Source organism: Anaeromassilibacillus senegalensis (assembly GCF_001261775.1).
In the GTDB taxonomy this organism is placed as follows: Bacteria; Bacillota; Clostridia; order Oscillospirales; family Acutalibacteraceae; genus Anaeromassilibacillus; species Anaeromassilibacillus senegalensis.
In genome coordinates this window covers 688,040-714,155 of record NZ_LN868536.1, presented here as the reverse complement: position 1 = coordinate 714,155, position 26,116 = coordinate 688,040, and the positions used below count along the sequence as shown (strand labels likewise).

31 protein-coding genes are annotated in these 26,116 nt (G+C 50.0%); 12 read left to right on the top strand and 19 right to left on the bottom strand.

Features of this window, described 5'->3' with window-relative positions:
- Nucleotides 1–61: 61 nt before the first annotated feature.
- Together BN2106_RS05540 and BN2106_RS16055 are read right to left on the bottom strand one after the other, a co-directional pair.
- The gene (locus BN2106_RS05540) at nt 62–283 is read right to left on the bottom strand and encodes a hypothetical protein (RefSeq protein WP_050697559.1); all 222 of its coding nucleotides are present in this window, start codon (nt 281–283) and stop codon (nt 62–64) included.
- Between the two features lie 323 nt (nt 284–606).
- The gene (locus tag BN2106_RS16055; protein WP_154666430.1) at nt 607–753 is read right to left on the bottom strand and encodes a hypothetical protein; all 147 of its coding nucleotides are present in this window, start codon (nt 751–753) and stop codon (nt 607–609) included.
- A 124-nt stretch (nt 754–877) separates the two neighbouring features.
- Between BN2106_RS16055 and BN2106_RS05535 the strand changes: the two genes are divergently transcribed.
- Nucleotides 878–1,891 (top strand): structural protein, encoded by a 1,014-nt coding sequence (locus tag BN2106_RS05535; protein WP_050697558.1) that lies wholly within the window; start codon nt 878–880, stop codon nt 1,889–1,891.
- Between the two features lie 38 nt (nt 1,892–1,929).
- Here the strand turns inward: BN2106_RS05535 and BN2106_RS05530 are convergent, their stop codons facing one another.
- Nucleotides 1,930–2,154, bottom strand: coding sequence for a helix-turn-helix domain-containing protein (locus BN2106_RS05530; RefSeq protein WP_050697557.1), 225 nt, complete (start codon nt 2,152–2,154; stop codon nt 1,930–1,932).
- A 146-nt stretch (nt 2,155–2,300) separates the two neighbouring features.
- Here BN2106_RS05530 and BN2106_RS05525 point away from each other — a divergent pair, with 146 nt between their 5' ends.
- On the top strand, nt 2,301–2,747 hold the full coding sequence (locus BN2106_RS05525) for a helix-turn-helix transcriptional regulator (protein ID WP_050697556.1): 447 nt from the start codon (nt 2,301–2,303) through the stop codon (nt 2,745–2,747).
- Between the two features lie 304 nt (nt 2,748–3,051).
- Here the strand turns inward: BN2106_RS05525 and BN2106_RS05520 are convergent, their stop codons facing one another.
- Complete coding sequence (locus BN2106_RS05520; protein WP_050697555.1) at nt 3,052–3,327, bottom strand: type II toxin-antitoxin system YafQ family toxin; 276 nt, start codon at nt 3,325–3,327, stop codon at nt 3,052–3,054.
- Nucleotides 3,317–3,598: a type II toxin-antitoxin system RelB/DinJ family antitoxin gene (locus BN2106_RS05515; RefSeq protein WP_050697554.1), complete on the bottom strand. Its 282-nt coding sequence runs from the start codon at nt 3,596–3,598 to the stop codon at nt 3,317–3,319. The genes BN2106_RS05520 and BN2106_RS05515 overlap by 11 nt, the downstream gene beginning before the upstream one ends.
- An 89-nt stretch (nt 3,599–3,687) precedes the next feature.
- Between BN2106_RS05515 and BN2106_RS05510 the strand changes: the two genes are divergently transcribed.
- Entirely contained in the window at nt 3,688–5,181 is a 1,494-nt protein-coding gene (locus BN2106_RS05510; protein WP_074017413.1) for a recombinase family protein, read from the top strand.
- Between the two features lie 69 nt (nt 5,182–5,250).
- Complete coding sequence (locus tag BN2106_RS05505) at nt 5,251–5,922, top strand: hypothetical protein (RefSeq protein WP_050697553.1); 672 nt, start codon at nt 5,251–5,253, stop codon at nt 5,920–5,922.
- A gap of 236 nt (nt 5,923–6,158) precedes the next feature.
- Here BN2106_RS05505 and BN2106_RS05500 read toward each other — a convergent pair whose 3' ends face one another.
- A complete protein-coding gene (locus BN2106_RS05500; protein WP_050697552.1) occupies nt 6,159–6,521 on the bottom strand; it encodes a LysM peptidoglycan-binding domain-containing protein in 363 nt (120 codons plus the stop codon).
- Between the two features lie 292 nt (nt 6,522–6,813).
- Here BN2106_RS05500 and BN2106_RS05495 point away from each other — a divergent pair, with 292 nt between their 5' ends.
- Both BN2106_RS05495 and BN2106_RS05490 read left to right on the top strand, forming a co-directional pair.
- A complete protein-coding gene (locus BN2106_RS05495; RefSeq protein ID WP_050697551.1) occupies nt 6,814–7,077 on the top strand; it encodes a hypothetical protein in 264 nt (87 codons plus the stop codon).
- Between the two features lie 116 nt (nt 7,078–7,193).
- Nucleotides 7,194–7,430 carry a hypothetical protein gene (locus BN2106_RS05490; protein ID WP_050697550.1) on the top strand — a complete coding sequence of 79 codons (237 nt, stop codon included), beginning with the start codon at nt 7,194–7,196 and terminating at the stop codon, nt 7,428–7,430.
- A gap of 179 nt (nt 7,431–7,609) precedes the next feature.
- On the opposite strand, the gene BN2106_RS05485 is transcribed toward BN2106_RS05490, so the two are convergent.
- From BN2106_RS05485 to BN2106_RS16050, 7 genes are all read right to left on the bottom strand, one after another.
- Entirely contained in the window at nt 7,610–8,047 is a 438-nt protein-coding gene (locus BN2106_RS05485; protein ID WP_050697549.1) for a hypothetical protein, read from the bottom strand.
- A gap of 251 nt (nt 8,048–8,298) precedes the next feature.
- Nucleotides 8,299–8,976 (bottom strand): hypothetical protein, encoded by a 678-nt coding sequence (locus BN2106_RS05480; RefSeq protein WP_050697548.1) that lies wholly within the window; start codon nt 8,974–8,976, stop codon nt 8,299–8,301.
- Nucleotides 8,977–9,251: 275 nt separating this feature from the next.
- A complete protein-coding gene (locus BN2106_RS05475; protein ID WP_050697547.1) occupies nt 9,252–10,625 on the bottom strand; it encodes a UDP-N-acetylmuramoyl-tripeptide--D-alanyl-D-alanine ligase in 1,374 nt (457 codons plus the stop codon).
- A 67-nt stretch (nt 10,626–10,692) separates the two neighbouring features.
- The gene (locus BN2106_RS05470; protein WP_050697546.1) at nt 10,693–12,156 is read right to left on the bottom strand and encodes a UDP-N-acetylmuramoyl-L-alanyl-D-glutamate--2,6-diaminopimelate ligase; all 1,464 of its coding nucleotides are present in this window, start codon (nt 12,154–12,156) and stop codon (nt 10,693–10,695) included.
- Nucleotides 12,157–12,219: 63 nt separating this feature from the next.
- Nucleotides 12,220–13,416 carry a glycosyltransferase gene (locus BN2106_RS05465; RefSeq protein WP_050697545.1) on the bottom strand — a complete coding sequence of 399 codons (1,197 nt, stop codon included), beginning with the start codon at nt 13,414–13,416 and terminating at the stop codon, nt 12,220–12,222.
- 20 nt (nt 13,417–13,436) lie between these two features.
- A complete protein-coding gene (locus tag BN2106_RS05460) occupies nt 13,437–14,501 on the bottom strand; it encodes a glycosyltransferase family 2 protein (protein ID WP_050697544.1) in 1,065 nt (354 codons plus the stop codon).
- A gap of 26 nt (nt 14,502–14,527) precedes the next feature.
- Nucleotides 14,528–15,682, bottom strand: coding sequence for a glycosyltransferase family protein (locus BN2106_RS16050; RefSeq protein ID WP_050697543.1), 1,155 nt, complete (start codon nt 15,680–15,682; stop codon nt 14,528–14,530).
- 214 nt (nt 15,683–15,896) lie between these two features.
- On the opposite strand from BN2106_RS16050, the gene BN2106_RS05450 reads away from it, so the two are divergent.
- Nucleotides 15,897–17,153: a glycosyltransferase gene (locus tag BN2106_RS05450; protein WP_050697542.1), complete on the top strand. Its 1,257-nt coding sequence runs from the start codon at nt 15,897–15,899 to the stop codon at nt 17,151–17,153.
- A gap of 36 nt (nt 17,154–17,189) precedes the next feature.
- On the opposite strand, the gene BN2106_RS05445 is transcribed toward BN2106_RS05450, so the two are convergent.
- Entirely contained in the window at nt 17,190–17,606 is a 417-nt protein-coding gene (locus BN2106_RS05445) for an SH3 domain-containing protein (RefSeq protein WP_195891786.1), read from the bottom strand.
- 343 nt (nt 17,607–17,949) lie between these two features.
- Between BN2106_RS05445 and BN2106_RS05440 the strand changes: the two genes are divergently transcribed.
- A complete protein-coding gene (locus tag BN2106_RS05440; RefSeq protein ID WP_050697540.1) occupies nt 17,950–18,162 on the top strand; it encodes a hypothetical protein in 213 nt (70 codons plus the stop codon).
- 61 nt (nt 18,163–18,223) lie between these two features.
- Here the strand turns inward: BN2106_RS05440 and BN2106_RS05435 are convergent, their stop codons facing one another.
- On the bottom strand, nt 18,224–18,478 hold the full coding sequence (locus BN2106_RS05435) for a hypothetical protein (RefSeq protein WP_050697539.1): 255 nt from the start codon (nt 18,476–18,478) through the stop codon (nt 18,224–18,226).
- Between the two features lie 66 nt (nt 18,479–18,544).
- Between BN2106_RS05435 and BN2106_RS16445 the strand changes: the two genes are divergently transcribed.
- A complete protein-coding gene (locus BN2106_RS16445; RefSeq protein WP_195891785.1) occupies nt 18,545–18,718 on the top strand; it encodes a hypothetical protein in 174 nt (57 codons plus the stop codon).
- Nucleotides 18,719–18,804: 86 nt separating this feature from the next.
- Here the strand turns inward: BN2106_RS16445 and BN2106_RS05430 are convergent, their stop codons facing one another.
- On the bottom strand, nt 18,805–19,251 hold the full coding sequence (locus BN2106_RS05430) for a hypothetical protein (RefSeq protein ID WP_050697538.1): 447 nt from the start codon (nt 19,249–19,251) through the stop codon (nt 18,805–18,807).
- Between the two features lie 438 nt (nt 19,252–19,689).
- Here BN2106_RS05430 and BN2106_RS05420 point away from each other — a divergent pair, with 438 nt between their 5' ends.
- Genes BN2106_RS05420 through BN2106_RS05410 form a run of 3 tightly spaced genes read left to right on the top strand, consistent with a single transcriptional unit; the run spans nt 19,690 to nt 22,361 of the window.
- Entirely contained in the window at nt 19,690–20,421 is a 732-nt protein-coding gene (locus BN2106_RS05420; protein ID WP_050697536.1) for a hypothetical protein, read from the top strand.
- 39 nt (nt 20,422–20,460) lie between these two features.
- The gene (locus BN2106_RS05415) at nt 20,461–21,240 is read left to right on the top strand and encodes a hypothetical protein (protein ID WP_154666428.1); all 780 of its coding nucleotides are present in this window, start codon (nt 20,461–20,463) and stop codon (nt 21,238–21,240) included.
- Complete coding sequence (locus BN2106_RS05410; RefSeq protein ID WP_050697534.1) at nt 21,240–22,361, top strand: radical SAM/SPASM domain-containing protein; 1,122 nt, start codon at nt 21,240–21,242, stop codon at nt 22,359–22,361. The genes BN2106_RS05415 and BN2106_RS05410 overlap by 1 nt, the downstream gene beginning before the upstream one ends.
- 390 nt (nt 22,362–22,751) lie before the next feature.
- Here BN2106_RS05410 and feoB read toward each other — a convergent pair whose 3' ends face one another.
- From feoB to BN2106_RS05395, 3 genes are all read right to left on the bottom strand, one after another.
- Complete coding sequence (gene feoB / locus BN2106_RS05405) at nt 22,752–24,755, bottom strand: ferrous iron transport protein B (protein ID WP_050697533.1); 2,004 nt, start codon at nt 24,753–24,755, stop codon at nt 22,752–22,754.
- Nucleotides 24,752–24,982: a FeoA family protein gene (locus tag BN2106_RS05400; protein WP_050697532.1), complete on the bottom strand. Its 231-nt coding sequence runs from the start codon at nt 24,980–24,982 to the stop codon at nt 24,752–24,754. Before BN2106_RS05400 ends, feoB begins: the two co-directional genes overlap by 4 nt.
- A 166-nt stretch (nt 24,983–25,148) precedes the next feature.
- Complete coding sequence (locus BN2106_RS05395; protein WP_050697601.1) at nt 25,149–26,093, bottom strand: L-lactate dehydrogenase; 945 nt, start codon at nt 26,091–26,093, stop codon at nt 25,149–25,151.
- Nucleotides 26,094–26,116: the final 23 nt, after the last annotated feature.

The following is a 26,116-nucleotide window of genomic DNA, read 5'->3' as shown; positions in this document are numbered from 1 at the left end:
ACCCGAAACGAAGCGATTTTCTCGTCTGTGTGATTCTCCTTCATTCTCTCCATACAGCTTTTCATTTTTGTTTTTCTCGACCTCCATTCTGTGAATCTTTATCACGCAGCAACCCGCCAATCCCCATGGCCAGACTCTCTGCCGTCGCTAGGATCAGCACTTGCCAGATGGTCAACATACCGCTGTCTGACGCCATTGCCGTCATGAAGGCCCCGATCAGGCCGGCAACAAATAGGATCACGCCCAGCCGGCTGTGTTTTATGTACGGGATCTCTTTGTTCATGGCTTGTCCTCCTTTTGGAGCTTGTCCATTTTTACTGCGTGGTGAAGGTCAAGTATCTTGACCATACCACTCAGGCTTCTCCCCATAATCAACCGTAATGGTGATGGGAATGCCGAAATGTGCTTTGCCCATATTTGACGACGCCCGTTCGAGGTTCCGGCGTGTCCTTTCTACGAGCTCCGGCGTCGCCGGTATATATCGCTTATGTAAAATCGGTTCTCCAATATCCCGCCCACGGGCGTCTAACATGTAAATCACCTCGATTCATTTCTATTATTTTTGCGGCATGTCCTATGACTTCTTTCCCGGAGCAAAAGCCGCGTTTAAGGCATACTTGCGATCGCCTGAGCCAATTGGACCATGGCAATCGAGATCATTACCAACTCCTTGGGCTTGGCTTTTACAGAACGTTTTTTTAGCAACTCAATTTGCTGGAAGAGTATTTTCTCTAGATCTCTATAGCTCTCCATACCTCTCTCACCTCCTCGCCGCTCCTTCGGGGGCGGCTTTTGTTTTGCGGCTTTTTCTTTGTAGAAATTTGTCGTTGTACCTTCCTATAAAGAATGTTATAATCTGGAAAAAGGGGGTTCTTTTATGGGATTGTTTGGTTTTTTTAAAAAGCGTCGAGCTGAGAAAACAATGACATATGGCGGTACTACTTTTCAGGCCCCAGAGCCTATCAGCAATGAGGAATACCAGCACAAACGCCAAAAGGAGATTGATTTTTTAGAACGCAAATATGATTTATCTACTGTCGAAGGAATAATGGCGATCCCTGTTCCAAAGCGAAAGGAACAACCAACCAGAGGAATTCCCAGCGTAACCGGAAAAATTGAATACTACCTTATGATAAAAGGGGGACAGTACGAGAAAGACGGACAAGTCGAACTCGCTCTTGCGTGCTACAGAAAAGCAAATCAGCTCATGCCAATGTCTTCAACGATTTATTCATATGAATCTTATGTACGTTTACCTCGGTATCTTAGAAAATTACGCCGGTTTGAAGAAGCCCGTATAGAGGAAGCTGAAATAGACGCTTTATTTGGTGAAAAAAAACATCAAGTAATAGAAGAACAAGGATGGCTTGAGCGTCGAAACAGAAAGCTGTTTTTCGACATGCGCGAACTCGGAACTGATCTTGTAGAGGCAACCTACATCCGCTGCTGTTGCGCTGAGTGCGCCCAATATAGAGAGCGCGTTTATAGTTTATCTGGACAAGATAGGCGTTTCCCGAAATTGCCTGATGCCCTACTTTACGGTAACCATGATTGTGGTATATTACTCTTTCCTTTCATTGACGGGGTTAGCAGTATGCAAACTAGAGATGGAAAAGACCTACATGGCCAGCGCATCATCAAGTACAGTAACCGACCCTTCATTGACGATCGAACACCAGATGAACTTCGCGATATGGAAGAGATTAGACAAAAGCAAACCGACGACGCAATACGCGAAAGGTCGCGTACAGATTACAATTGGCTGTGGGAATTCATGCCAGAACTATGCCCAAAATCCTTTTCTGCGTATAGGCGAATGCAAAAAGCTCAAACTGAAAATTTTAAAAAAATTGTTATCGAAGCAAAAAAGCATGGTCGAAATATTGAATAACATTTCATTGTCAGCCGCCCGTATAAACGGGCGGCTTTTTATGCGGGTTTTGACGGCTGTACAACAGCCCAGGCTAACAGATCATTGGGAGTAATTCCTAATGCTTCGCAAATTTTAAACATTTCGTTTGCATCAAGCCTTCTGCGCTTATTTGCTATATCGCATAATTGTTGTGGAGTTAAATTTGCCCTTTGTGCAACAACGTTTCTCCTAAGCCCGCTTTCATTAATTGCTAAATTTATTCCATCTCTGACGTCAAACACCCCGACCACCTCCTTACTGAATTATTCGGTACACCCACATATTAGCACCGAAATATTCAGTTGTCAATAGTCTATTACTGATTTTTTCGGTTTTTATATTGACTTTTAGCTATGATTGATATACTCTAATGTCACGAGGTGAGAACATGACAAAAACAGAAATAGCAAATATTATAAAATCCATGCGTGTGAATTACGGCCTGACACAAAAAGAAATGGCCGAACAACTGGGAAAAAAACAGCAAACTATTGCGTCTTGGGAAACTGGGCAATCTCAGCCTGATGCAAACACATTATTTACTATGTGTGCCCTTTGTGGAACTACTGTTGATGTTGCTTTTGGGTTTGCCCAAAAAAACTCCCCCGCCCCGGAAGAATCCGAAGCGGAGGAAGATGATCCAAGGGTTGATAAATTAGGTACTCCTAAAAGCGCATATGATTTATTTTATAGTTTTTTGATTGAGCGGGGATACCTGAAAGAGGGGGATAATTTCACCCCCAGCCAGGCAAGATTTTTTGCCAGTATTTTGGAGGTTGTCAACTCGGTCTACCCGGCTCCCGCGATACAGGTCGATGCTGAAAATGTTGGGTGATTCCTCCGGCCTCGCGCCGCGCAGGAGTTGTCTCACCATATCAACCGACTCTTGAGGGCATAAATATTGCTTACTCATCCTTCCCACTCCCCTATCATATTTTCATTTGTCAGGCCTACATAGGCCTGTGGATTGAAACCCCTTATTTTTCGGGGAGGAATTCCCCCCCTATAAATGTCACGATTGGGGAATGCAAAAGGCGACATGTTAAAATTTGGTATTTTTATTTTTCTTAACGTTACATTCAGCTAAATAAAAAAGCCGTCCAGAGCAGCGAACTCTGAACGGCAATTTAAAAGAATATTTAAAACAAATCGCTATGTGAACCTGTGCGGGTTAAAGTCAGGATTAAAATATCCTCTTCAATTTTATAAATCAAAAGCCAGTCAGGAGCAACATGGCACTCCCTGTAATTTGCCCAATTCCCTGAAAGAGCATGATCTTTGCATTTTTCTGGCAAGGACTCCCCCATACACAAAAGATCAATAATTTTTTGTAACAATTCCATGTTATACCCGCGTTTTAAAATGGTTTTTAAGTCTTTTTTAAAACGCCCAGTTGATTCAATTTCATACTTCATTCTGTACCTCCGCTAAAAGTTCAGAAAAGTCCTTGTATTTTTTTGTTGCAGGATCGCGGCTGATCCGATTTGCCTCTTCCATTGCGGCAATTGTCTCTGCGTTAGGCACAGACTGGACAACATCAAACGGCAGGCCTTGCTTTTTGATGGCCTGCTTTAAAAAAATCCGGATAGCAGTAGGAGTATCAAGTCCTAAATCAGCAAACAAAGAGTCTGCGTCTTTTTTTAAGGTATCCTCTACCCTTACCTGAATTAATGTATTTCTAGCCATAAACAGCAACCTCCAAGCATTATTTTGTAATACTATTATATTACAATTAAATACATTTGTCAATTCCGAAAAGAAACCGAGGTAATCCTATGACCTACGCTCTTTACCTGCGCAAAAGCCGCGCAGACGATCCCGGCGAGCCGCTGGAAGAGACTTTAAAAAAGCATAAAGAGATACTAATAAAGTATGCCGTAGAGCATAGCCTCGTAATCACCCCTGAGGATGTCTACGAGGAGGTTGTATCGGGAGACAGTCTCTACGCCCGTCCTCAAATGCTGCGGCTCCTAGAGGCTGTGGAGGCCCAAAGATACGCAGGTGTGCTTTGCATGGACATTCAGCGTCTGGGCAGAGGCTCCATGACCGATCAGGGCGTTATCCTGGATGCCTTCAAATACTCCGGTACGCAGATCATTACTCCCAACAAAACCTACAACCTAGAGGATGACTCCGACGAGACCTACACGGAATTTGAAGCCTTCATGGGTCGTCAGGAGTTGAAGATGATCAAGAAGCGCCTGCGCCGCGGCATCCAGAAGACCATTGACGACGGTGGTTACATCGCCAACGCACCCTTTGGCTACACCAAAACCAAGATCGGTAAACGGCCGACGTTGCAGATCTGCGAGGAAGAAGCAAAGTTTGTCCGAATGATGTTTGATATGTACGCCAACAAAGGGATGGGCTGCCAGCAGATCGCGGACGCCGTGAACAGCATGGGAGCAAAACCGCACCGCACAGAGCAGTTCGGCCGCACCACCATCCGGCAGATTTTGAAGAGTCCAACGTACACCGGCAAAATCGTCTGGAACCAGAAGACGCACATCCGGCCGGGCAGCCGGGGGAATAAGAAGACCGTCACGATTTACAATCCACCCGAAAAGTGGTCCGTCACCGACGGGATGCATCCGGCCATCATCGACGAGGAGCTCTTCCAGCGCGTCCAGCAAATCTTTGCAGGCCGTTATCATTCCCCCAGTTTTAAGGGTGTGGTGGAAAACCCTCTCGCCGGTTTGGTCATCTGCGGCAACTGCGGCGCGCACATGCAGCGGCAGGCCTGCGCCGGTGGTCCCATCCTCCTGTGTCAAAAGCGCGGCTGCATTGTGTCCAGCCGTCTGGAGCTCGTTGAGCAGGCACTTGTCCGGATGCTGCGGGACGAAATGAACGCGCTGTCGGCACAAGGGAAAGCGGAGGAACGCAAGGCCTCCGACAATCACGACGAACTGCGAAAATCAATTGATCAGGAAATCAAAACCGCCAGGCAGCAGGACAGCCGTCTGCACGATCTGCTGGAACAGGGTGTATATGACACGGAAACCTTCATGGAGCGACACAGATTGCTGCTGGGCAGGATCGCCAAGCTGGAGGACCAGAAAGCACGCATTGCAGACCCGGAACCCCGGCTCAACATTCCTGCCATGCAGGCACGGATTCAATCGCTCCTGGATATGTATCAAGATTCGCCTCCGCAGGCGCGCAACGACTTTTTAAAGTCCATCATTGATAAGATCATCTACCGGAAAACAAAGGGCGCACGGCCCGCAGAATTTGAACTGGAACTCTATCTTTTACCCATATATTTATAGAGTGATCAGTCTTCTGATAAAGACTGCCTGGAGGACCTCCGCGTTTACTTCACACCCGATAAGCACGATTTGATTGAGCAGGCCACGAACGTCCGAATCCGGAACGTGGAAGTGATCACGGTATACCTAGACCTGGAGCCCGTTCCCTTTAATAAGGGATTCTACTCCGTTGATATGACCTTTTTCTTTGACGTCTGCCTGGATGTATACTCCCTCCCGGCTGGCGGCCCCGTGATCGTAAGCGGTATCGCTGTCTTTAACAAGAAAGTGATCCTGTTCGGCAGTGAAGGCAATGTCAAAATGTTCAGTTCCGACCTTGCCTGCGACGACGTTGACCCGCAAATTACCTCTGGCAGAGTGCTCCCCAAAGCAACCGTGCAGGTAGCCGAGCCGATCGGCCTGTCCGCGCGCATCTGCGACCGTCCGATGACGTGCTGCGATCCCTGCTGCCGGATTCCGGACTGCATCTGCCAGCGCTTTGGCGGTAATTTTGAGACGAATACCTGCCGCAATATCTATGTAACCATCGGCCTGTTTACCATTGTGCAGATCGTGCGCAATGTGCAGATGCTGATTCCGGCTTATGATTTCTGTATTCCGGAAAAGGAATGCGTAACAACCAGTGATAATCCCTGCGACATGTTCCGCCGTATTGAGTTCCCCACAAATGAATTCTTCCCTCCGAAGGTAGGAGAATGCGGCTGTGACGAGCATTGCCATAAACCAAGGTGCTGCGATTAAGGCTAGTTTCTCCGCAAAGCGCTCTATCCTGCTTTGCGCCCGATCTGCGGTATCAAAATTGAATGCGTAGAAACGGAGTTCCAACCCTCCCTTACACTGTCGTATAGGCCGGAAGGCGAAAGTTGGCCTCCGGTCTATACAACGCCCCATAGCCGGTTACACGGGTATGGGGCGTTTCCTTTACAAGCAAAAGAAAAAGGCAGCCTGTTAAGGCTGCCTCTACAGGTTTCCTTATATCACGGACGCATTCTGAGGCGCTGGCCCGGAAATATCCGGTCGGGATCCGGAATGTCATTCAGCCAAACGAGCATTTCTACGCTGGTGCCGAAGCGATTGGCAAGAGCGCTCAGCGTATCCCCCGGACGGACGACATACCAGGCCGGCAGGGTGGTATCCCCAATGATCTCATCGTCCACCACAGGCGGCACTGGGACAACCGGACGATCTGCAACGGCAATCCGCAGCGTTTGTCCCGGATAAATACGGTCTACATCAATGATTCCGTTGTAACGAGCCAGGTCATTCACCGAGGTATTATATCTCTGCGCAATGTTCCAAAGCGTATCCCCCGGAACAATGGTATAGATAATGGTTTCCATAAACATGTCACTCCTTGTCTGCTTGATCAAGTATTATTCCCAATATATGTTTCCAAGCGGGGGGAAGTGCATCTGTTTGGCAATAAAGTCTCGTTTTTGTACGCATTCTTAAAGCGTTCCGCATAAGCTGTGAAAAGTATGCCAAAAATAGGTATAGAAGAAATTTTTTCGCACTCTTATCTAATTTCAAAACCAAATTTTTACAAGATTTTAAATATTGCACAAATCAAAACACTTGTAATTGTGCAATATATATGATATAATCTTTTATGTAAACTACAAGGAGGTATATATGAAACTGTATAACATCAGTGTGGGTGAATTTGTAAACCTGCTTGAACATGCAAGAGGCAATGTGTTTCTCACGACTGGCGAGGGAATCTCTTTCTGCCTGAACAGTAAGTTGGCACAGCTTTACTGCATCAAAACGCTGGTAGAAAAATCCGGAAGCAACCGGATCTCTCCAGAAATCGAATTTGAGAATGAAGAGGATGAAAAAATGTTTGCGGCTTATTGGATGAGCCGATGTGCAAAGGCCAGTGGTTGGTGTGAATAAAAGTTGTTAAAAATTGTTTTTCTTTCATCCCTTGTTCCTAATGGATAATTGTGTTAATGTAGTTTACATGGTATAATTAAGTATCAGTTGAAAGAATGATAGGAGGAGACGAACCAATGAAACTGTACGACATTGATATTCAAAAATTACTGGATCTTCTGGACAAGGCAAAGGGTAACGTTTATCTGGTGACAGAGGATGGAAACACCTTGAACCTGAAGAGCAAACTGTGCCAGCTCTATGGTGTGCGCTCCCTGTTGGACAGCGCAAAAAGTTCTACTGTTTCCGCTGAGCTGAAGGTAGAGGATCCCGAGGATGAGTCCATGTTCCTGGATTACATGATCGGCAACTGACAAATTTCCCACCAAAACAAACCCACCGTTGATAAGATCAGCGGTGGGTTTTCTCTATTTTGCTTTAAAATAGAACGAAGCCGCCTGAGGGTAAGCAGGCGGCTTTTAAAGGGAGTGGGTTGTATATGAGATCTTATAATCAAAAGTAAAAAGGAGAATTTGCTGGAAAGCTGCAGTTTTTAGCAGCTTTCTGTGCCACTGGTATCGCTCCCAACTTCTTTACCGGAGGAAGTATAGAAGGTCGCTGTGGCGGACACACGATATGTACCGGAAGACACCGGATAACTTTTTTCCAGTTCAGCAATATTTCCACTGAACGTCTGGCTCCAGCTCTTTACCGTGGACCACTTACCGCTGGAAGACTCCTTCTGCAAAGTCGCCTGGATAGTAATCTTTGTTACGTTGCTGCTGCCCACTGCATAAACGTAAACATCAGCACTATTGCCGTTGATCGTCAGTTCCGCATATAAATCCATAATGTCGGTATAACGCGGCTGAATCTGATCCGCAACGGTCGAATCAATATCCAACTCCACAGATGTAGTGGCCATTGCCTGCGTCCCCATTGCGAACAGTAAACAAAAAGTACAAACAAGCGCGAGTGTTTTTTTCAGCATTAAAAATGCCCTCCTTAAAATGTTTTACATTAACTAGAACGTAAAAAAATGGAAAAAGGGGACAACTTTTTGAAAAAAACTTTAAAAAAACTTAAAAATTTTTTTATTAATCCTTTTTAGATTAAAATATAGCTTTTTTAACTCTCATGTAGCATTATTTTACAAATCATTCATTTAGAGCACTTTAAAATACAGACATAAAAAAGACCTCTTCCAAGCATTCCCGCCTGGAAGAGGTCTACTATATTTCATTATGCTACTGCCTGAACCTGCTCTGTAATCCGGCCGTCTTCGCCGAACGTATATGTAATCCCGTCAATCACTCTTTTTGTATTGACGACGTACTGTCCATCTTCATAATAATACTGCTCCCCATCATAGGTCGCCCAACCGGTTGTCGGGTATGTAACCTGAGGCAATTTAAACCATTTGGTCCACTTAATATTCTTCCGTCCAAAGACCTGCTCATATTTCATATCTTCGCCTGTACTGCGGTTGTCCACCGCCATATTGTTACCAACATAAACCCCCACATGACCGGGTTGATAAAGAATTAAACCGTGTATTCTCGGTAACGAAGACTTATCATTGTAATCGATATTTCCGGAAACTTCCGCGCTTTTTAACATTGCAGAAGAGCTGCCCGCCACAGAAGCGGAACCCGGTTTTGGATTTTTTCCCTCTCCCTGCCACCAGATATAGGACTTGATCAGACCGGAACAGTCGCTGGCACGCTTGTCCCCAACAAATTGTCCGTAGCAGCCGCTTCTGTACTTCCAGCCGTTTTTATACGCCAGCAGCACATGATTCGCCAATCCAACACCCGTCTTTTCCTCCGCCGCTTTCGCCGCAACGCTTTGTCCAAAATTTGTGGTCAGCATCAGCGCTGCGAAAACCAGCGTAAATAAAAGAAGAAATTTCCGTTTCATTGTAACCTCCCGAAATATAGCGTCGGCAAGCCCGGTACGGCTTGTCCTTTTATGCATTTCTGTAACATTCATTACAATCAAATTACAACTTGTAACAAATTGGTTACAGTATAACATACCAGTGGAGAGGTTGACAAGCCTTTAAGAGAAAATAATTACAATTTGTAACAGTTTTTCAAGGCAAATCAAAACAATTCACACTAAAATACAGAAAGGGCGCGGAATATCTGCCTCTGAAAGGCTTTCTTCCGCACCCTTTTTCCATTTTACAAAGATTACAAATTTGCCAGCACGCGCTTGACGATTTCGTCCGTATGCATACCGCGCGAACCCTTCACAAGCACCACGTCTCCGCGCTGTAAATATCCCTTTAACGCCGCCACCGCTTCGTCGTTGGTGGCGCAGACAAAGCAGGGCAGTTTCGGTGTGATCTCCCCTGCGCCCTCTGCTATCCGCTTTGCCCGCTCTCCGGCGGTTACCAGCGCATCAATTCCCGTGCGCGCAGCATAAGCGCCAACCTCGTAATGCGCGCGGTCCTCCAGTGCGCCCAGCTCCAACATGTCGGCGAGTACCGCGATACAGCGTCCGTCCTGCTCGCGAAGCGTCTGCAGGACGTCCAGGCTGCTTTTAATGGCGTCCGGGCTGGCGTTATAGGAATCGTCTATAATGGTTATCCCACTCCGCCGGTGAATCTGTTGCCGCATGGCAAGCGGACGGTACTCCTTTAACGCCTCTGCCGCTGCCTGTAAATCCACCCCCAGCACCTGAGAGACCGCCAGGCTGGCAAGCGCATTGGTAACGTTATGCAACCCTAAAACAGGCAATTCCACCTGTTGGCGGACTTCATCCGCACAAAAAACAAAGCGGACGCCATTGGGATGAAACTCAATCTGCTCCGCCCGGTAATCGCACCATGGCTGCATACCAAAATACCGCATACGCACCTGCATCCGGCCCCTCAATCCCGCAAGCATGGGATCGTCGCCATTTAAAAATAAGATTGATTCCGACGTAAAACGGTCGATGATATGCAGCTTTTCCTCCATAATATTCTGCTGCGTTTTGAGCTGCTGGATATGTGAAATTCCTATGTTCGTGACAACTGCAACATTCGGCGCGGCGATCTGCGCCAGACGGCTCATTTCCCCAAAATCGCTCATGCCCATTTCCACCACAGCGGCCTCGTTCTGCGGTTCCAATCGAAACAGCGTCAGCGGCAGGCCGATCTGGCTGTTGAAATTTCCTTCCGTTTTCATAATGTTCTTACCCGCGGAAAGGGCCAAAGCAATCATTTCCTTTGTCGTCGTCTTACCGACACTGCCGGTTACACCGACAACCGGAATCGCAAATTGCGTCCGGTAGGCCGTCGCAATCAGCTGCAGGGCTGTCTGTGTGCTGGGTACACGAATCCAGGCATGGGTATCCTCCATCCGTGCATGTTCTTCCGTCAGGGAGGCAACGGCGCCCGCTGCAAAGGTTGCATCAATGTATGTGTGCGCATCCGTGCGCTCCCCCTTGATCGGTACAAACAGCGCGCCCGGCTCGATCTGGCGGCTGTCCGTGCTGACGGAGGTCACCACCGTCTCTACGTCCCCGCAGAGCAGCTCTCCCCCGCACGCTTTCAGAATTTCTCCCACTGTCATTCTCATTTTCCTGCCTCCTTTTCCATTTGATAATCGGCCGGAAGTCCCTCCCGCCGTTTGTTCCACATCCCCATCAGACAGAGAGCCCTTCCTCTTTTAAGATATCAGCGATGACCTCTCGTTCGTCCAGATGGTACTTGACGCCTTTGATTTCCTGATAATCCTCGTGCCCCTTTCCGGCCAACACGATGATATCCCCGTCCTGTGCGGTATCCATGCAGTATTTGATTGCTTCTTTGCGGTCCGGGATCACAATATATTTCCCGCTCGTTTTATGCAGCCCTACCTCGATGTCTGCAATGATATCCATTACGTCCTCAAAACGGGAATTATCCGCGGTAATGACGGAGAGGTCCGCCATCCGGCCGCTCACTTCCCCCATCTCGTAGCGGCGGGACCGTGCGCGGTTTCCACCCGCGCCAAACATACAAACCAGGCGGTTGGGACGGTATTCCCGGAGGGTTTCCAAGATATTCTCCATACTGACCGCGTTGTGTGCATAGTCGATCAACAGCGTATAATTGCCGGGCACCTTGACCGGTTCCACACGCCCTTTTACGTGTACCCGGTTCAGGCCGTCCCGAATACTTTGCTCGCTCACGCCGAAATGACGGCACACGGCAATTGCCGCCAGCGCATTGTAGACACTGAAATGGCCGGGAATATCCACATCTACACCGAACGCACAGGGACCTTCCAGCTCAAAATGTACCCCCAGATAGCCGGGCCGGGAAACCAGCCGCTCCTCTTTTGCGCGCAATTCGGCTTCCTCATGAAAGCCGTAGGTCTCCAAACGGCAGGTATGGCCCTCTACAATGCCTTGCCAGCTTTCGTCGTCAATGTTGATGATTCCGGTTTCGCACTGGCGGAACAACATCGCCTTGCACTGACGGTATTCCTCCAGCGACTGATGCTCATTTCCCCCAATGTGATCCGGCGAGAAATTGGTAAACAAGCCAATTGCAAAGATAAAGCCGGAAACCCGGTGGTCCCGGAGTCCGATGGAAGACGCCTCGATCACCGCCGCCTTGCATCCCTCGTCCGCCATCCGGCGCAGGTAGCTCTGCACCTCATAAGATTCCGGCGTGGTATTTTCCGTCTTAATGACCTGATCGCCGATCACCGTGCCGATGGTACCGATCAAGCCGGTTTTGATGCCTGCGCTTTCCAAAATGGAGCGGATCATATAGGAGGTCGTCGTTTTTCCCTTTGTTCCCGTCAGGCCGATCACCTTTAACTCTTTCGCCGGGTGCCCAAAAAACGCCGCGGACAGTACGGCAAGCGCATACCGGGTATTCTTTACCCGTACAACCGGCACACCCTCCACCGGCACTTCCCGCTGCACCACCAACGCTGCGGCGCCTGCTTCCACTGCTTTTTCCGCATAAATATGACCATCCACCTGCGAACCGCTGAGGCAGACAAACACCGCCCCCGGCTGCACCTTGCGGGAATCATAAACCAGGCTTGTGATCTCCTGTTCCACATCTCCGGAACAGGTATAGTCCAGGCCTTCCAGCAACTCTTTTAAAACCATAGCAAACCTCCCGTATTCCCGCGCAGACTCTTTTTTTTTGGGGAACACTTTTATTCTTCATTTTTATTCCGCTTCCAAGAGAGAATATAACTTGTTGATCTCGTTTTCATTGGTATAATCACATGCAGAGAGCGCGGCACGGTAACCGCTGCACAGCAAATCATCCCGCAGCAGCTTTTCCAGCCCGTCCTCGATCCCGTCGGAGGTCATGGGAACAATTAATCCGTTGACGCCTGATGTAATCTGATCTTTTGCCGTGGAAAAGTCCGTCAGCAGAATGGGACAGCACAGGACCATTGCCTCATCTACCGCAATGGATTTTCCTTCAAACCGGGATGGCTGCAGATAAAGATCGCATTCCTTCAGAAACGGATACGGGTTCGGCTGTTCTCCCAGAAAACGGACGTCTTCCTCGATCCCAAGTGCACGCACCTGTTCGCGCAGGGCGGCTTCCTCCGGGCCGACTCCTATGATATACCATCGAAAAGGAAGGCCTTTCTTCCGAAGCGCTGCCACAGCGGGTATTGCCAAATCCAGCCCTTTCTGATGAGACAGCCGTGCGATGGAAAGCACGCGTTTTCCATGGAATGTATCTCCAAAATCCGCCGGTTCCTCCGCCATTCTGCGCATAAACGTCGCAGAAATAATATTGTAGATGACATGGAATTTCTCTTTACAGTCCGGAAAATTCTGTTCCAATGCCACCCGGCACCCCTCGGAAACCGTGCAGAGCGCGTCCAACTGTTCCACATACGGCCGGTCGAACGCACTGTTTAAGCCCATGGCCGTATAATCGCCGTGGATGAAGCCGATTTTCCGTTTTGCCTGCACCTTAGTCACGGCATAATAGATCGGCTGTCCCTCCATAAACGCGACAACCGCGTCATACGTGCCGCGCGCAGGCCGAACAAACTGTTTTTCAACCTGCCACATGCGTGCCAGACGGTCCCCCATCCCGCCGGGCGTCTTTCCTGCAAACGACACCAACAGGCGGCACAAAGACGTCAGCAGGTGCCCCTTTTTGAGAAGCGCGGGCAGCGCCTGGCGGATATTGTATTTATATTCTGCTGGAAACAGCGGAGGAAGCAGGTTGACCTCCCTTGGTACGCGTTCCAGAAACAATCCCTCGTTTGCAAACAACTGAAGGTCAACCTCATATTTTGTAAAGTCAAACAGCGAAAGCAGCGTGACCAGGCTCTTTTCAATTCCGCCGCTGTGCAGGCTGTAATTGATAAACAGCACCCGCTTCTTCTGGGGCATTTTTAATTCCTCCCGGCAGATTATTTTTTCCGCACGTTGCGGAACAGCATGCGGGAATAAAAACGGTAAAATAGATAAACCACCGCCGGATTTCCCGTCCGAATGATGCGCAGCACCAAGCGGTCCGCCCGGGAACCATTCGCCAAATAGCCGGATGCGGCAGCTTCCTTTAATAATGGATTTTCCAGAATGCCACGCACTTCCGCCCTGCGCTGTTTGGCCGCAGCTGGATTGTGCGGGCTGAAACAGTTGACCAGCGCGGAATGCGCCGCACTGCGCAGCAGCCACGCCAGATGGCGCTCGCCATACACATCATACAATCCCTGCTGTTTCAGGAATGTATCCACAACATGAAAACATTCCGTCATCATCTCCATTTTACGGGGACGGTAACGCGTGCTGAGGGAAACTGGATTGTAGCGGTAATGATAATACGCCCCTTCCAAAAACAGTACGCGCTGCGCCAACGCATGCGCCTGGATGGACACCGGAAGATCCTCCAGCATGATTTCCTGTTCGTTGTAGTACGACAATCGATTCTGCAAATACCACTCACGGCGGTATAGCCTGCGCCAGGCGCAGCCCAGCATTTCCACACCGCGCCATACGCCGCCCGCCGCGTCCGGACCGATCAACTCCGCCAGCAGCAGCCTGTTCGCCTCGTCATTGGAAATTCCATCCTCTAATGGAAGCGTACAGACACGGCTTTCCCCATCGATCAAATTTTCCCGCACATAATTGAACACAACCAAATCAGCCCTCTGCGCAGAGGCTGCTTCATATAACGCTTCCAGCGCGCCGGCGTCGATCCAGTCGTCGGAATCCACAAAGGACAGATACTCTCCAGTCGCATGTTCCACACCATAATTGCGGGTGTATCCCAAACCGCTGTGTGGCTTGTCCAGCACTTTTACACGCGGATCTGTCTCATACGCGCGCGCCAGCTCCAAGGAACGATCGGTCGAAGCGTCATTTATGAGCAACAGTTCAATATCCTGCAGGGTTTGGGTCAAAATACTATTAACGCACTGATCCAGATACGCTTCTACGTTATAGACCGGTACGATCACACTTACCTTAGGCAAAGCCAAGCCCCTTTCTTTCGGCCAAATTACGCGCCGATAAAAACCAAAATGCGATGCATCATCGCTTTCCAGTCGTAGTGCTCCTCCGCGAACAGGCGCTCCTGCGCGCAGCATTGCGGGTCTCCGCGGCACTGGTCCACAAATGCAACCAGCTCTTCCATATCGACCGGGCTGTCGTCGTTGGGAACGCGCAGCGCAAACGGCTCCCTGCCATCCAGGCTGTCGTCGTCATACGCATAGAGGAACGGCAGTCCCGCTGCAGCGTATTCCCGGGCCTTTAATGAGGAGCAGCGTGTCAGCCCACGCCGGTAGCAGCCCAGCGTGGATACACCCACATCTGCCGCCTGATAGGTCTGATTGAGCTCTTTTCCCGTCTGAAATCCGGGACAAAGCACTTCATCCTTTAAGCCCAACTTTTCCACCTGTGCCAGAAAATCCGGCATTTCCGTCCGGTCGCCGCCCACCAGGACAAAACGAAGAGACCGTTTGCCTCCGTTTTTCCGATAATTGCGCATTCCCTGCAGCACCCGGTCGTATCCCTGCCACCAGAGTGTCCCGGCAACGCCCAAAAGCGTAATGGGACTGCCCTTCGGCTTGGGCGGCACCACCGGAATCATATCTGTATCAATGCCATTGTCGGCATTCATCGCCTTTACGCCGTAGAACTGTTCCGCATGGTTTCCGTACAGGACGACGCCATCCACAAGCCCTTTCAGCGAACGGCCGGAAAGGCGGTCGTCCGCCACGTTGACCGCGATCTTTGCCGCCGTCACCAGCTGTGCCTTGAGCCCTTTGGCATATTGAATATTGCGGGCATAATCCCGGAGATAGGGAAAATTCGGGATTTCAATCCCAATGTGTCGCGTCCCATTCCGCCGGGCAGCTTTGCAGAGGCGAACGGAATCTGAACTGATCCGATCCAGCCGGATATAGAGGATATCGACATTGTGAGAAGAAACATATTCCTCCGCAATTTGAAAAAACTGCTTCATTTTAGGCCCTGGGCCAATTTGTTTCGTCTGGGGATAGGCCCCGAAAAACTGCATAGCCGTTTCACGCCAAAGTGTATAGGTCACGGTATGGCCCAGCTTTTGAAAGGCTGCCGCCTGGCCGCGTATCTTCCGGGTGACGCCGAGATACAGCGGCGCATCCTCCTGAAATGTCAAATAGAGCAAATTCATATCGGTAAAAGCCCTCTTTCCCCAAGGCTTTCTATTGCCTTGTGATTCCCACTTTACACAAATTTTTCTATACAAATTATACCATTGCACCACACACAGGGCAAGTGAAAACTGCCCTGCCGGTTCTTTCTTGAAAAGTATGGGCCGCTATGGTATCCTTAATACCAAAACACTAGGATTCCCACACACTGGGAACGAAAACGGAGGCGCCTCCATGAAAAACTGTCTGGTTCTTTTAACAAAGACATACCCTTTTGACAAGGGAGAGGAATTCATAGAAGACGAGGTCCCTGTTCTTGCAAACGCTTTTTCGCACATCTATCTGATTGCAACCAGTACGGCCTCCACGCCGGTGCAAACCCGGAAAACACCGGAAAACGTGACGGTGCTGCACATCCGCGCCGCCGCGGTCAAGCGCCGCCTGTTCAGCGCCGCCCTGCCGTATGTCCCCTTTACTAATTTTCGCGGGTACGCGGAGCAAAACGAGCAGAAAGCCATTCACGGCGCCCTGAAAAAGCGGGCGTATCTTGCCTATTTCACTGCTAAGGCGGAAGCCGTGTATCGGGAAGCCAGAACGCTTTTAACCGGTTGTGATCTGAGCGCATATGACGGCGTTACTTTTTACAGCTACTGGTTTTATGATACGGCCCTTGCGGCAATCCGGCTCCGGGACGAGTGCACGAATAAGAGTAAAAAAGCAGTCAGCCGCGCGCATCGGTACGACTTATATGCCGACCGCAATGCGTTAAATTATCTGCCGCTCCGTCCATATCTTTTACAGCAGATTGACAAAGTTTATCCCTGTTCCGAGGACGGACGCCGGTACCTGCGAAACCTCTACCCTGAATACCAGTTCAAAATCGAAACCGCTTATCTCGGCACCCGGGATTTTGGCGCCGCACCCGCTCCAACAGGTCAGCCGCTCCGCATTGTCAGCTGCTGCCATATCTCACCCGTTAAACGCGTGGAGCTGCTGGCACAGTCCCTGGCACTTTTGAAGGACAGCGGCCTTGCGCTGCAGTGGACGCATTTTGGCGGCGGAGACGGTCTGGAATCGCTGAAAGCTTATGCTGCCGAGCATCTTTCCTTTATGGACGCTGCGTTCGCAGGCGCTGTAAAAAACACAGAGCTGATGACGTATTATCAAACACATCCCGTGGACCTTTTTATCAACACCAGCAGTTCGGAGGGGCTCCCGGTCAGCATTATGGAAGCGTGTTCCTTTGGCATTCCCAGTATCGCAACAGATGTCGGCGGCACATCGGAACTCATCCGCCAGGGCGAAACCGGCTATCTGCTGGACTGCGATTTTTCCCCGCAGGAACTGGCTGATCGAATTCTTTCGTTTTCCCAGATGTCTAAAGCCGAACAGGATACCCTGCGCCAAAACTGCCGCCGTACTTGGCAGGAACATTTTTGCGGAGAAACCAATTTCACGCATTTCGCCGCCAAAATTCAGCCATCCGCATAAAAAAGCCCCGGAGAGCGCAACTCTCCGGGGCTTTTATCATCCAAAAACAATTGAAAAATAGTCTTTATAAATATAACCGTCCTGCCCGTTGTAAGAAATTTTTACCCACTCTTCGCTGCTGCCCGCTTTGTCCACATAGTACTTGTCCGACTGCTGGGCGCGCCCGATCACTTCATTATCCTGTCCTGGGCCACTTCTCACATTGGCATAGCTTCCCTCCACAATGTTGACCACCTGTCCAATACAGATTGGCACGGCAGGAAGCGGCGGCGGCGTTTGATTCAAATTGACTTCTATCGGCCCGGACGATTCCGGTTCCGAGGATTCCGGCTGTTCCGACACCTGGGAGGACTCCGATCCGGAAGAAGCACTGCTGTCATCCTCCGGTTTGCCAAAGCATCCGGAAAGCAACAACAGGCTGAACGCCATTATTACACAAAGGAATCTCTTCATGAAATCCCTCCCCATTTTAATTTTTATTGTCATTCCATAAAGAGGCGCAGCCTCCATTACAACGGAACAATGCTCTTTCAGGCGTCGGAAGCTCTGCTTCCGCTAACGCCGTGAGGTTATTATTCCATTAAAGAGGCACAGCCTCCGTCACAACGGAACAATGTTCTCTCAGGCGTCGGAAGCTCTGCTTCCGCTAACGCCGTGAGGTTATTATACCACTTATTTCCGTCCAAGTGCAACAGGATTTGTGGATAAATTCTGCTCTTCTGCCATCTTTATTGATATTTTGCACAGATATGCGGACAATATAAAGAAAAACACCATGACAGAAAGGAAGATCGCTATGGATTTAAACCCGGCAGATCTTAATAATATTTGTGAGGCGTTGGAACAGATGGAATTCCGATGCGCAAGAAACCTTCATCTGATTGAAGACATGATCCAAACTACCGGCGACCAGAACGCGCGCCTGGAGCAGGAGCTGCTGCAAAAAAGTCTGGATCGCTACCGTACCACCTTATTTAAAGTAAAGGCTCTGCAAAAAGATTTCTCATAACTGAAAATTCTATTGTCACATCAAATGTCCCATGCATAAAATAGAAATAAGAGCAGCCCCGTCAGTCCTCTTCTGCACATGTGTCCGCCAACGGTTCCAGCTCCGCCGTCTTGTTTTGAGAATCTCTGCGGGTATCCTGCAACAGGTCCGCGTCATCCGGAAAATTCCCCCAAACCGAATATCTGCCGTCGTCCTGTACGACCACTTCCAGTTCCGTGTATTTTTCATATGCTTGCGGATGGAAGTCCTCTTCTTCTCCAAAGAGGATACGGGCGGCAGCAACCCGCTTTTCGTCCCGGAAAAATAAACGCTTCATGTAACTGCTCCTTTCCAAATTAAGGCTCGAACATACTGAATTTTGATAACGCCAGGAGGTGTGGACATGGTCGTCAAAATGAACATCTATCACTGCATGAATCCGGAGGAAAATCCCAACCCGCAATGGATGCGCCGGCCAAAAATTGCGATGCCACAACAGGACGATCTGGTAAAACAGTTCAAGGAATCCCCCGATTCTTTCTTTCCCAGTATGATTCCCCCCGCACGGCCGGAATAAGCACGCACCCTATACCGCCCTATTTTAGGGCGGTACTTTTTTGTAAAAAAATAGAGAGCGATAAGCTCTCTTTTATAAAACAGAGCTTACTGCTCCTTGGAAGAGTAAAAGAATGTCGTACCGTCAACCACCTTACACCATGCGGAGCGCTCCAGCACATCCAGCACATCGTTGCGTTTGACCTTGCCGCCGATAGCCTTGGTGACCTCCGCCATACGGATCAACCGGTCTGGATTATGCTCAAAGAAATCCCTCAACTGCGCTTCCAGATTCGCTGCCGGCGCGCTGTTTTTTTGTGCCTGTGCCTGATTGACCTTCCGGCTGATTAAAAACGCGTCCGTATGCTGCTTGACATACATCAGAAACATCGTCTTAATCCGGCTGACCAATCGGGGCGGCAGCCCTTCCGCGGCAGCCAGCTGATCGAATTTGCACCGCGCCAAATCCGCCATGACCTTGTAATGATGCCGCTCACAGTAGATCAAAAACGGCCGGTATACCTCTCCAGAATAGACACTCTCAATCTCGTCCACAATAACAACCCTTTCCTGTTATGAGTTTAACAAGTCAACATTATACAGGATTTTGGTAAAATCTTCAAGTCCTCTTTCTTCATCCGGCACGAACTTTTTCCTCAAAAAAGCCCGGTTTAATAAGCTTTTTTCCGGACAATCCATCCGAAACCGGAAACTGTCCCCTTCGCCGGACACCTCCGAAAAAGGTCTGCACATCATCTGCTGCCATCTCTGTCAAAATTATCATGTGAAATATTTTGTCTAAATATTGCTGCAATCCAAAATAGTGGTATAATTTTCTAAAAGATATAAATCTTCTCAACAAATACATACAACTCTTAACAAACTCTACACAGAAAACGCCCTATATTCAGCTACAATAGAATTGTAATTTCAGTCTTTTCTACGGTCCATGTTGGGAAAACCTGATGCACTTGTCTGGGAAAGGAGCAAATCATGGATAAGGAAATGGAACTCGTCGCAGTGAAAACGTATGGGAAACCCGAATATCCCTTCAAAGAAGAAGCAATGTGCTCACCTGATCTGCTAAAGGCATTGCCAAAGCGTTGGCATGCAAAGCCCATTCTCTGTATCCTGCTCGCTTTTACCGCTGCCAGCGGGCTTTGCGCCTGCTCAGAGATTCAGCGTCCCTATGCAGCGGCTCCCATTTTTGAGCATGGCAGCGGACGCGGTTCCTTTGGATGCGTAAGCGTCGCCGCGCCGGTGTTTCTTTCGGAAGAGGAAGCAGCGCAGGTCATTCGTGAAGAAGCACTGCTGCAAGGAGTGGATTTTTCCGGAAGCAAATCCATTTGTGGGGAATTTCCCGCAACCAGCCTATACAGCTTCCTGGAAGAGGAGCCAGACCCCGGCACCTGGAGGGGCACGCTGGAATTGGACGGATACGATGAGGCACTGGGAATCGGCTTTGAATATGTTTCCAAACAGGACGTGATCGACTGGCAGAAGGACGACACGGCCAAAGCCAGCGTGGAGGGCTACGATATAAAGGGTACAGCGGAACGGTTAGCCGACGCCGTCGATAACGTCGCTGTATTTTACGATCCCACCGCTGCAGAAGATTTCGACAGCAGTATGAGCCGGGATGAGCTAAAAGAACAAATGAAGGAACAGCTGCGCGAGCAGGTCCGCGACTTCCTCACTTGGCTTGCGGGAGAAGGGATTATTTAAGAAAAAAGCCGGATGAAAATCCTCGGAAAGGAGAATGTTATGGATCAGGAAATAAAAATAACAGCCGTAAAATCATATCGCATCCCTGGATATCCTGTTCAGGAAGAAGCGGTGCGTTCTCCCAACTTGCTGAAAGCGCTGCCAAAGCATTGGCGTGCAAAACCCGTCATGTGTATGGCGCTGGCCTTTACGATCACGAGCGGGCTATGCGCCTGCATGGATCGCAGTGAAGGTCCCGGGCTGCAAATCCCGGTCTTCGAGCACGGCGACGGACGCAGTTCCTTTGGATGTGATAGCGTCTCTCCGCCCGTGTTCCTTTCTGAAGAGGAAGCCGCCCAGGTTATCCGTGAGGAAGCAATTTTACAGGGCGTGGATTTTTCAGGAAGTAAAACCATCCACGGAGAGTTCCCCGCAACCAGCTTCTACAGCTTTAGGGAAAATCGCCCCGCCCCCGGTACTTGGAATGGTACTCTGGACTTGGACGGATACGACTCACAGATTGGAATCGGTTTTGAATATGTCTCCGAACAGGACTTCAGCGCCTGGTCGGAAGACAAGCACCCCGTAGCTACAATTGGAAGTTATGATCTGAAGGGCACCGCAGAGCGAATGTCCGGTATGGTTTCTGATGTCGCCGTGTTCTATGATCCCACTGATGAGTTCAAAGACTTTGATTGGAGCCAGGTAGGAATGGATACTGAACAGTATCAGGAATACCTCGCACAATTTGAAGCGGAGCAAAAAGAACAAATGAAAGATCAGCTACGCGAGCAGGTCCGCGACTTCCTCACCTGGCTTGCGGGAGAAGGAGTGATCTGATGCATTTTACCCTTCATCTCACCGATGCATGCAATCTTGCCTGCCGTTACTGCTATGTCAAACAGGACACACACTACATGAGCGAAGAGGTCGCGCGCGCGGCCGTCAATCTGGCGGCCGGAACCGGCAGTCACTGCGGCATCATCTTTTTCGGCGGCGAACCGCTTTTGTGCCGGGAGCGAATCGTTGAGACGGTCCGTTATGCGGAAGGTCTGCAGAAGGACGGAAAAGGCCCTTTTCATTACAAAATCACTACAAACGGTACGCTCCTTGATGAGAGCTTCCTACGCTACTCGGCGGAGCACGAGATATTTATTGCATTGTCCCACGATGGGATACAGCCCGCTCATGATTTAAACCGTGTTCATTCGGATGGGACAGGCACGTTTGCCGATTTGGAGGCAAGGGCAAAACTATTGCTCCAATACCGCCCATATGCACCGGTCATGATGACAGTGCCGCCAAACGCTGTATCCCATTATCTGGAAGGCGTGGAATACCTTTACAACCTTGGATTTCGCTATTTAATCTGTACCATCGACTATGCGGGCGCGTGGACCAAAGACACATTGGAGGAATTGGAACGTCAATATCAATTGCTTGCCAAATGGTATCGAGAAAAAACACTTGCAGAAGAAAAATTCTATCTTTCTCCATTTGAAGTAAAAATCTCTTCGTGGATTCACCGGACGCACTACCGCGCTGAGCGGTGCGAGCTTGGTAAAAAGCAAATTTCCGTCGCGCCGGACGGAACACTCTATCCCTGCGTTCAGTTTGTGGGGGAAGAAGCGTACTGCATCGGCAACGTTTTCAGTGGAATTGACGAAGCACGCAGACAAAATCTCTATCTGCTCAACGAAGAGGAGCGCGAACCCTGTTCCGGCTGCGCAATCCGGGACCGCTGCAACCATCATTGCGCCTGTCTGAACAAACAGGCCACCGGCAGCTTTCAAACCGTTTCTCCGGTACTCTGCGCCCATGAGCGCATTTTAACGCCGATTGCGGACCGGCTTGCAGAAAAGCTGTATAAAAAACGGGCCGCTATGTTTATTCAAAAGCAATACAATGATATGTTTCCATTGTTGTCCCTTGCCGAAGACAAGCTGTTTTATCAAAAATAGATTTGCGCTCTCAGTTTCTAAGTGCCTTTCAGCCAATATAGCAAAAAAAACTCTTATTACATTCAGAGACGAAAAATCCAGCGATCTTCTCGATGCAACAGAATGCTAACACGGATACAAGCGCATACAAATGAAAAAAAGCACAGGTTTTACGCCGTGCTGCCAATCCCATTTAAAAAGCCCGGCTTAAAGGCCGGGCTTTTCCAGTTTATTTTGAAAGCGTATGCTTGTCACAGTTCTTACAGGCGCCCTTTTTTGCGCAGCCTTCACAGCCGGAACAGCCGCCGCAGGAACCCCTGTGACGCCACGAATACCGTGCCGCAAAGAAAGCCGCCGTGAATAAAACCGCCAGAATCCCATAATCCAAAGCCTGCATAAACAAATCCTTTCTTACACAAACAGGGAACCGATCTGATAAACCAAAAACGCTGCAACCCATGCAACCGCCGATTGGAAAAAGGCGACTGCCAGCGCCGCTTTTCCGCTGTTCATCTCCCGACGCACTGCACTGACCGCCGCCACACAGGGCGTGTAAAGCAGCGTGAAAACAAGAAACGACAACGCCGCCAGCGGAGAAAAGATTCCCGCCAGTGCAACGGGTAAATTCGCCGTGTTGGTGCCTGTGAGGACTGCAAAGGTGCTCACGACCGCTTCCTTAGCGGTAAAGCCTGTCAGCAGCGCTGTGGAAGCCCGCCAATCACCAAAGCCAAGCGGCGCGAAAACTGGTGCGATAAACCGGCCGATGCCAGCCAACATACCGGCGTCTCCATTTGTCACCGGATTGAGCCGGGTGTCGAAGCTCTGCAGAAACCAGATGATGATGGTCGCCACAAAGATCACCGTAAATGCACGGGTCAAAAAGTCCTTCGCCTTATCCCACAGCAGCATACAGACACTTTTGGGGCTGGGCAGCCGGTAATTGGGCAGTTCCATTACAAACGGGACCGGTTTTCCATGAAACAGCGTTCCTTTGAGAATCAGGCCGCTGACAATCCCCATCAACATGCCAAAGACATACAGGCCGATCATCACCAGCGCGCGGTATTTTGGAAAAAACGCCATGGTGAACATGCCGTAGATCGGCAGTTTAGCGGAACAGCTCATAAACGGCGTCAGCAAAATAGTCATTTTGCGGTCGCGCTCACTGGAAAGAGTTCGGGTTGCCATGATGGCGGGCACCGAACAGCCAAAGCCAATCAGCATCGGCACAAAGCTGCGTCCGGAAAGCCCGATTTTGCGCAGCAGCTTGTCCATTACAAAGGCGACGCGCGCCATGTAACCACTGTCCTCCAGGATGGAGAGAAAGAAAAACAGAACGACAATTGTCGGCAAAAAAGAGAGCACACTGCCGACGCCTGCAAACACGCCGTCGATCAGCAGAGAATGCACCACCGGATTGATCCCATAGGCGGTCAGCGCCGCGCTGGTCGCATCGGTCACAAGGGCAATCCCCTCTGAAAGCAGATCGCTGAGAAACGCACCGATCACACCGAAGGTCAGCCAGAAAATCAACATCATAATCGCCAGGAATATAGGAATCGCCAGATATTTATGCGTCAGGAGATTGTCGATCCGGACGCTGCGGGCATGCTCCTTGCTCTCCCCGCTTTTGACCACGGAGTCCGCGCACAGGCGATCGATGAACGTATACCGCATATCGGCTAATGCCGCCTCGCGGTCTGTGCCCAGTTCCTGTTCCATCTCCGTGACGCTGTGCTCCACCATGTCCTTTTCGTTTTCAGAAAGCTGCAGCTTTTCCAGCATCGGCAAATCGCCTTCCACCAGCTTCGTCGCCGCGAAGCGCGGTGGTACATGGATGCGGTCTGCGTGATCCTCCACCAGATGCGCGATGGAGTGGATCGCTCTATGTACCGCACCGGAGCAGAAATCCTGCCTTCGGGGCCGTTGCCTGTGGCGCGCCGTTTTGACGGCGATTTCAATCAGCTCGTCGATGCCTTCGTTTTTGCTGGCAGAGATCGGCACCACCGGCACACCCAATTCATTTTGGAGATCGGCAATTTTAATGGTGCCGCCGTTGGCGCGTACCTCGTCCATCATATTCAGCGCGATTACCATGGGGATATTGAGTTCGATCAGCTGCATGCTCAGATAGAGGTTGCGCTCGATGTTGGTCGCATCAACGATGTTGATAATGCCGTCCGGATTCTGGTTTAACAGAAAGTCCCGCGTGACGATCTCCTCATTCGTATACGGAGAAAGGGAGTAAATGCCCGGAAGGTCCACGACCGTGTCGTCTTTATAACCACGAATCACGCCCTCCTTGCTCTCCACCGTAACGCCCGGAAAGTTCCCCACGTGCTGGTTGGAACCGGTCAGCTGATTGAACAGCGTCGTCTTTCCGCAATTTTGGTTGCCCGCCAGCGCAAACATCATAGCGATTCTTCCTCCACTTCTATGTTCCTCGCATCGTCGGCGCGAAGCGTCAATTCATAACCGCGCAGATGCAGCTCGATCGGGTCTCCCATCGGCGCCACCTTGCGCACCATAACCTCCGTGTGAGGCGTCAGCCCCATATCCAACAGACGGCGGCGCAGTGCGCCCTGTCCGTTAACCGCTATAATCTTTGTTCTGTGACCGATTTTTACTTCGTCAAGCGTCATTTCCCAAAATCCCCTTCCTCAAAGCCGCCAAAAGTTAGCCTATGCTATCTATCGGTATTATAGACCCGCCCCCATATTTTGTCAAGAACAAGTTAGCCTTTGCAAACAAAAACACCCTCTCAGAAAGATACTGAGAGGGTGTTTCAAATATGACTGCATTACTATCTTACAGCTCAATTCCATCCAGAACCTTGCGCAATGCTTCTGCCGAAGCCATCAGCTTGCGCTGCTCCAATCCGCTGAGCGGAATGTCCAACACCGTTTCCGCGCCGTTGCGCCCCACCACGGTGGGCACGCCCATACAGACGTCTCCCAGCCCATAGTGGCCACAGATCAGGCTGGAAACCGGCAGAATGGAGTGCTCGTCGCGCACAATACTTTCGCAGATGCGCCGCACTGCCATAGCAATGCCATAATAAGTGGCGCCTTTCTTTTCGATGATCTCATAAGCACTGTCGCGTACGTCGGTATAGATACGCTCCATCGCCTCCATGTGGTTGTAGTGGCCGCGCAGCTCACAGAAGTGGTTCAGGTCCACGCCGGAGACGTTCGCGCTGCTCCATACGGCCAGCTCGCTGTCTCCGTGCTCGCCGATGATGAACGCGTGGATGCTGCGGCTGTCCACATGCAGATGCTCGCCCAGCAGGTATTTCAGGCGCGCTGTATCCAGCACCGTGCCGGAGCCAATGACCCGGTTCGCCGGGAACCCGGAAAGCTTCAGTGTCACATAGGTGAGAATATCTACAGGATTGGAAACCACCAGCAGAATTCCCTCTGTGTTGCGCTTGACAATCTCCGGGATAATGCTTTTAAAAATCGCCACATTTTTATTAACCAGATCGATGCGGGTTTCATCCGGCTTTTGCGCCGCGCCCGCTGTGATGATAATTAAAAAACAATCCGCCAGATCGTCGTAGGTACCGGCGTAAACCTTCATCGGCCGTGCAAAAGGAAGTCCGTGGTTGAGGTCCATCGCCTCCCCTTCCGCCTTTTCCTGATTGGCGTCGATTAAAACCAGTTCGGAAAACAGCCCGCTCTGCACCAGGCTGAAGGCCGACGTCGCACCGACCGCGCCACAACCGATCATTGCCGCTTTTTGAATATTGACCATCATCGTTTCACTCCTTCTTCTTT

What these genes read in the sequence shown, in the direction of transcription:
- BN2106_RS05500 (WP_050697552.1), bottom strand. Translation starts at nt 6,521, where the DNA reads ATGGAAACCATTATCTATACCATTGTTCCGGGGGATACGCTTTGGAAC.
- BN2106_RS05480 (WP_050697548.1), bottom strand. Translation starts at nt 8,976, where the DNA reads ATGAAACGGAAATTTCTTCTTTTATTTACGCTGGTTTTCGCAGCGCTG.
- BN2106_RS05520 (WP_050697555.1), bottom strand. Translation starts at nt 3,327, where the DNA reads ATGAAGTATGAAATTGAATCAACTGGGCGTTTTAAAAAAGACTTAAAA.
- BN2106_RS16050 (WP_050697543.1), bottom strand. Translation starts at nt 15,682, where the DNA reads ATGAATTTGCTCTATTTGACATTTCAGGAGGATGCGCCGCTGTATCTC.
- BN2106_RS05525 (WP_050697556.1), top strand. Translation starts at nt 2,301, where the DNA reads ATGACAAAAACAGAAATAGCAAATATTATAAAATCCATGCGTGTGAAT.
- BN2106_RS05440 (WP_050697540.1), top strand. Translation starts at nt 17,950, where the DNA reads ATGGATTTAAACCCGGCAGATCTTAATAATATTTGTGAGGCGTTGGAA.
- feoB (WP_050697533.1), bottom strand. Translation starts at nt 24,755, where the DNA reads ATGATGTTTGCGCTGGCGGGCAACCAAAATTGCGGAAAGACGACGCTG.
- BN2106_RS05475 (WP_050697547.1), bottom strand. Translation starts at nt 10,625, where the DNA reads ATGAGAATGACAGTGGGAGAAATTCTGAAAGCGTGCGGGGGAGAGCTG.
- BN2106_RS05450 (WP_050697542.1), top strand. Translation starts at nt 15,897, where the DNA reads ATGAAAAACTGTCTGGTTCTTTTAACAAAGACATACCCTTTTGACAAG.
- BN2106_RS16055 (WP_154666430.1), bottom strand. Translation starts at nt 753, where the DNA reads ATGGAGAGCTATAGAGATCTAGAGAAAATACTCTTCCAGCAAATTGAG.
- BN2106_RS05510 (WP_074017413.1), top strand. Translation starts at nt 3,688, where the DNA reads ATGACCTACGCTCTTTACCTGCGCAAAAGCCGCGCAGACGATCCCGGC.
- BN2106_RS05445 (WP_195891786.1), bottom strand. Translation starts at nt 17,606, where the DNA reads ATGAAGAGATTCCTTTGTGTAATAATGGCGTTCAGCCTGTTGTTGCTT.
- BN2106_RS05420 (WP_050697536.1), top strand. Translation starts at nt 19,690, where the DNA reads ATGGATAAGGAAATGGAACTCGTCGCAGTGAAAACGTATGGGAAACCC.
- BN2106_RS05535 (WP_050697558.1), top strand. Translation starts at nt 878, where the DNA reads ATGGGATTGTTTGGTTTTTTTAAAAAGCGTCGAGCTGAGAAAACAATG.
- BN2106_RS05495 (WP_050697551.1), top strand. Translation starts at nt 6,814, where the DNA reads ATGAAACTGTATAACATCAGTGTGGGTGAATTTGTAAACCTGCTTGAA.
- BN2106_RS05435 (WP_050697539.1), bottom strand. Translation starts at nt 18,478, where the DNA reads ATGAAGCGTTTATTTTTCCGGGACGAAAAGCGGGTTGCTGCCGCCCGT.
- BN2106_RS05485 (WP_050697549.1), bottom strand. Translation starts at nt 8,047, where the DNA reads ATGCTGAAAAAAACACTCGCGCTTGTTTGTACTTTTTGTTTACTGTTC.
- BN2106_RS05395 (WP_050697601.1), bottom strand. Translation starts at nt 26,093, where the DNA reads ATGGTCAATATTCAAAAAGCGGCAATGATCGGTTGTGGCGCGGTCGGT.
- BN2106_RS16445 (WP_195891785.1), top strand. Translation starts at nt 18,545, where the DNA reads ATGGTCGTCAAAATGAACATCTATCACTGCATGAATCCGGAGGAAAAT.
- BN2106_RS05410 (WP_050697534.1), top strand. Translation starts at nt 21,240, where the DNA reads ATGCATTTTACCCTTCATCTCACCGATGCATGCAATCTTGCCTGCCGT.
- BN2106_RS05415 (WP_154666428.1), top strand. Translation starts at nt 20,461, where the DNA reads ATGGATCAGGAAATAAAAATAACAGCCGTAAAATCATATCGCATCCCT.
- BN2106_RS05470 (WP_050697546.1), bottom strand. Translation starts at nt 12,156, where the DNA reads ATGGTTTTAAAAGAGTTGCTGGAAGGCCTGGACTATACCTGTTCCGGA.
- BN2106_RS05540 (WP_050697559.1), bottom strand. Translation starts at nt 283, where the DNA reads ATGAACAAAGAGATCCCGTACATAAAACACAGCCGGCTGGGCGTGATC.
- BN2106_RS05490 (WP_050697550.1), top strand. Translation starts at nt 7,194, where the DNA reads ATGAAACTGTACGACATTGATATTCAAAAATTACTGGATCTTCTGGAC.
- BN2106_RS05515 (WP_050697554.1), bottom strand. Translation starts at nt 3,598, where the DNA reads ATGGCTAGAAATACATTAATTCAGGTAAGGGTAGAGGATACCTTAAAA.
- BN2106_RS05400 (WP_050697532.1), bottom strand. Translation starts at nt 24,982, where the DNA reads ATGACGCTTGACGAAGTAAAAATCGGTCACAGAACAAAGATTATAGCG.
- BN2106_RS05465 (WP_050697545.1), bottom strand. Translation starts at nt 13,416, where the DNA reads ATGCCCCAGAAGAAGCGGGTGCTGTTTATCAATTACAGCCTGCACAGC.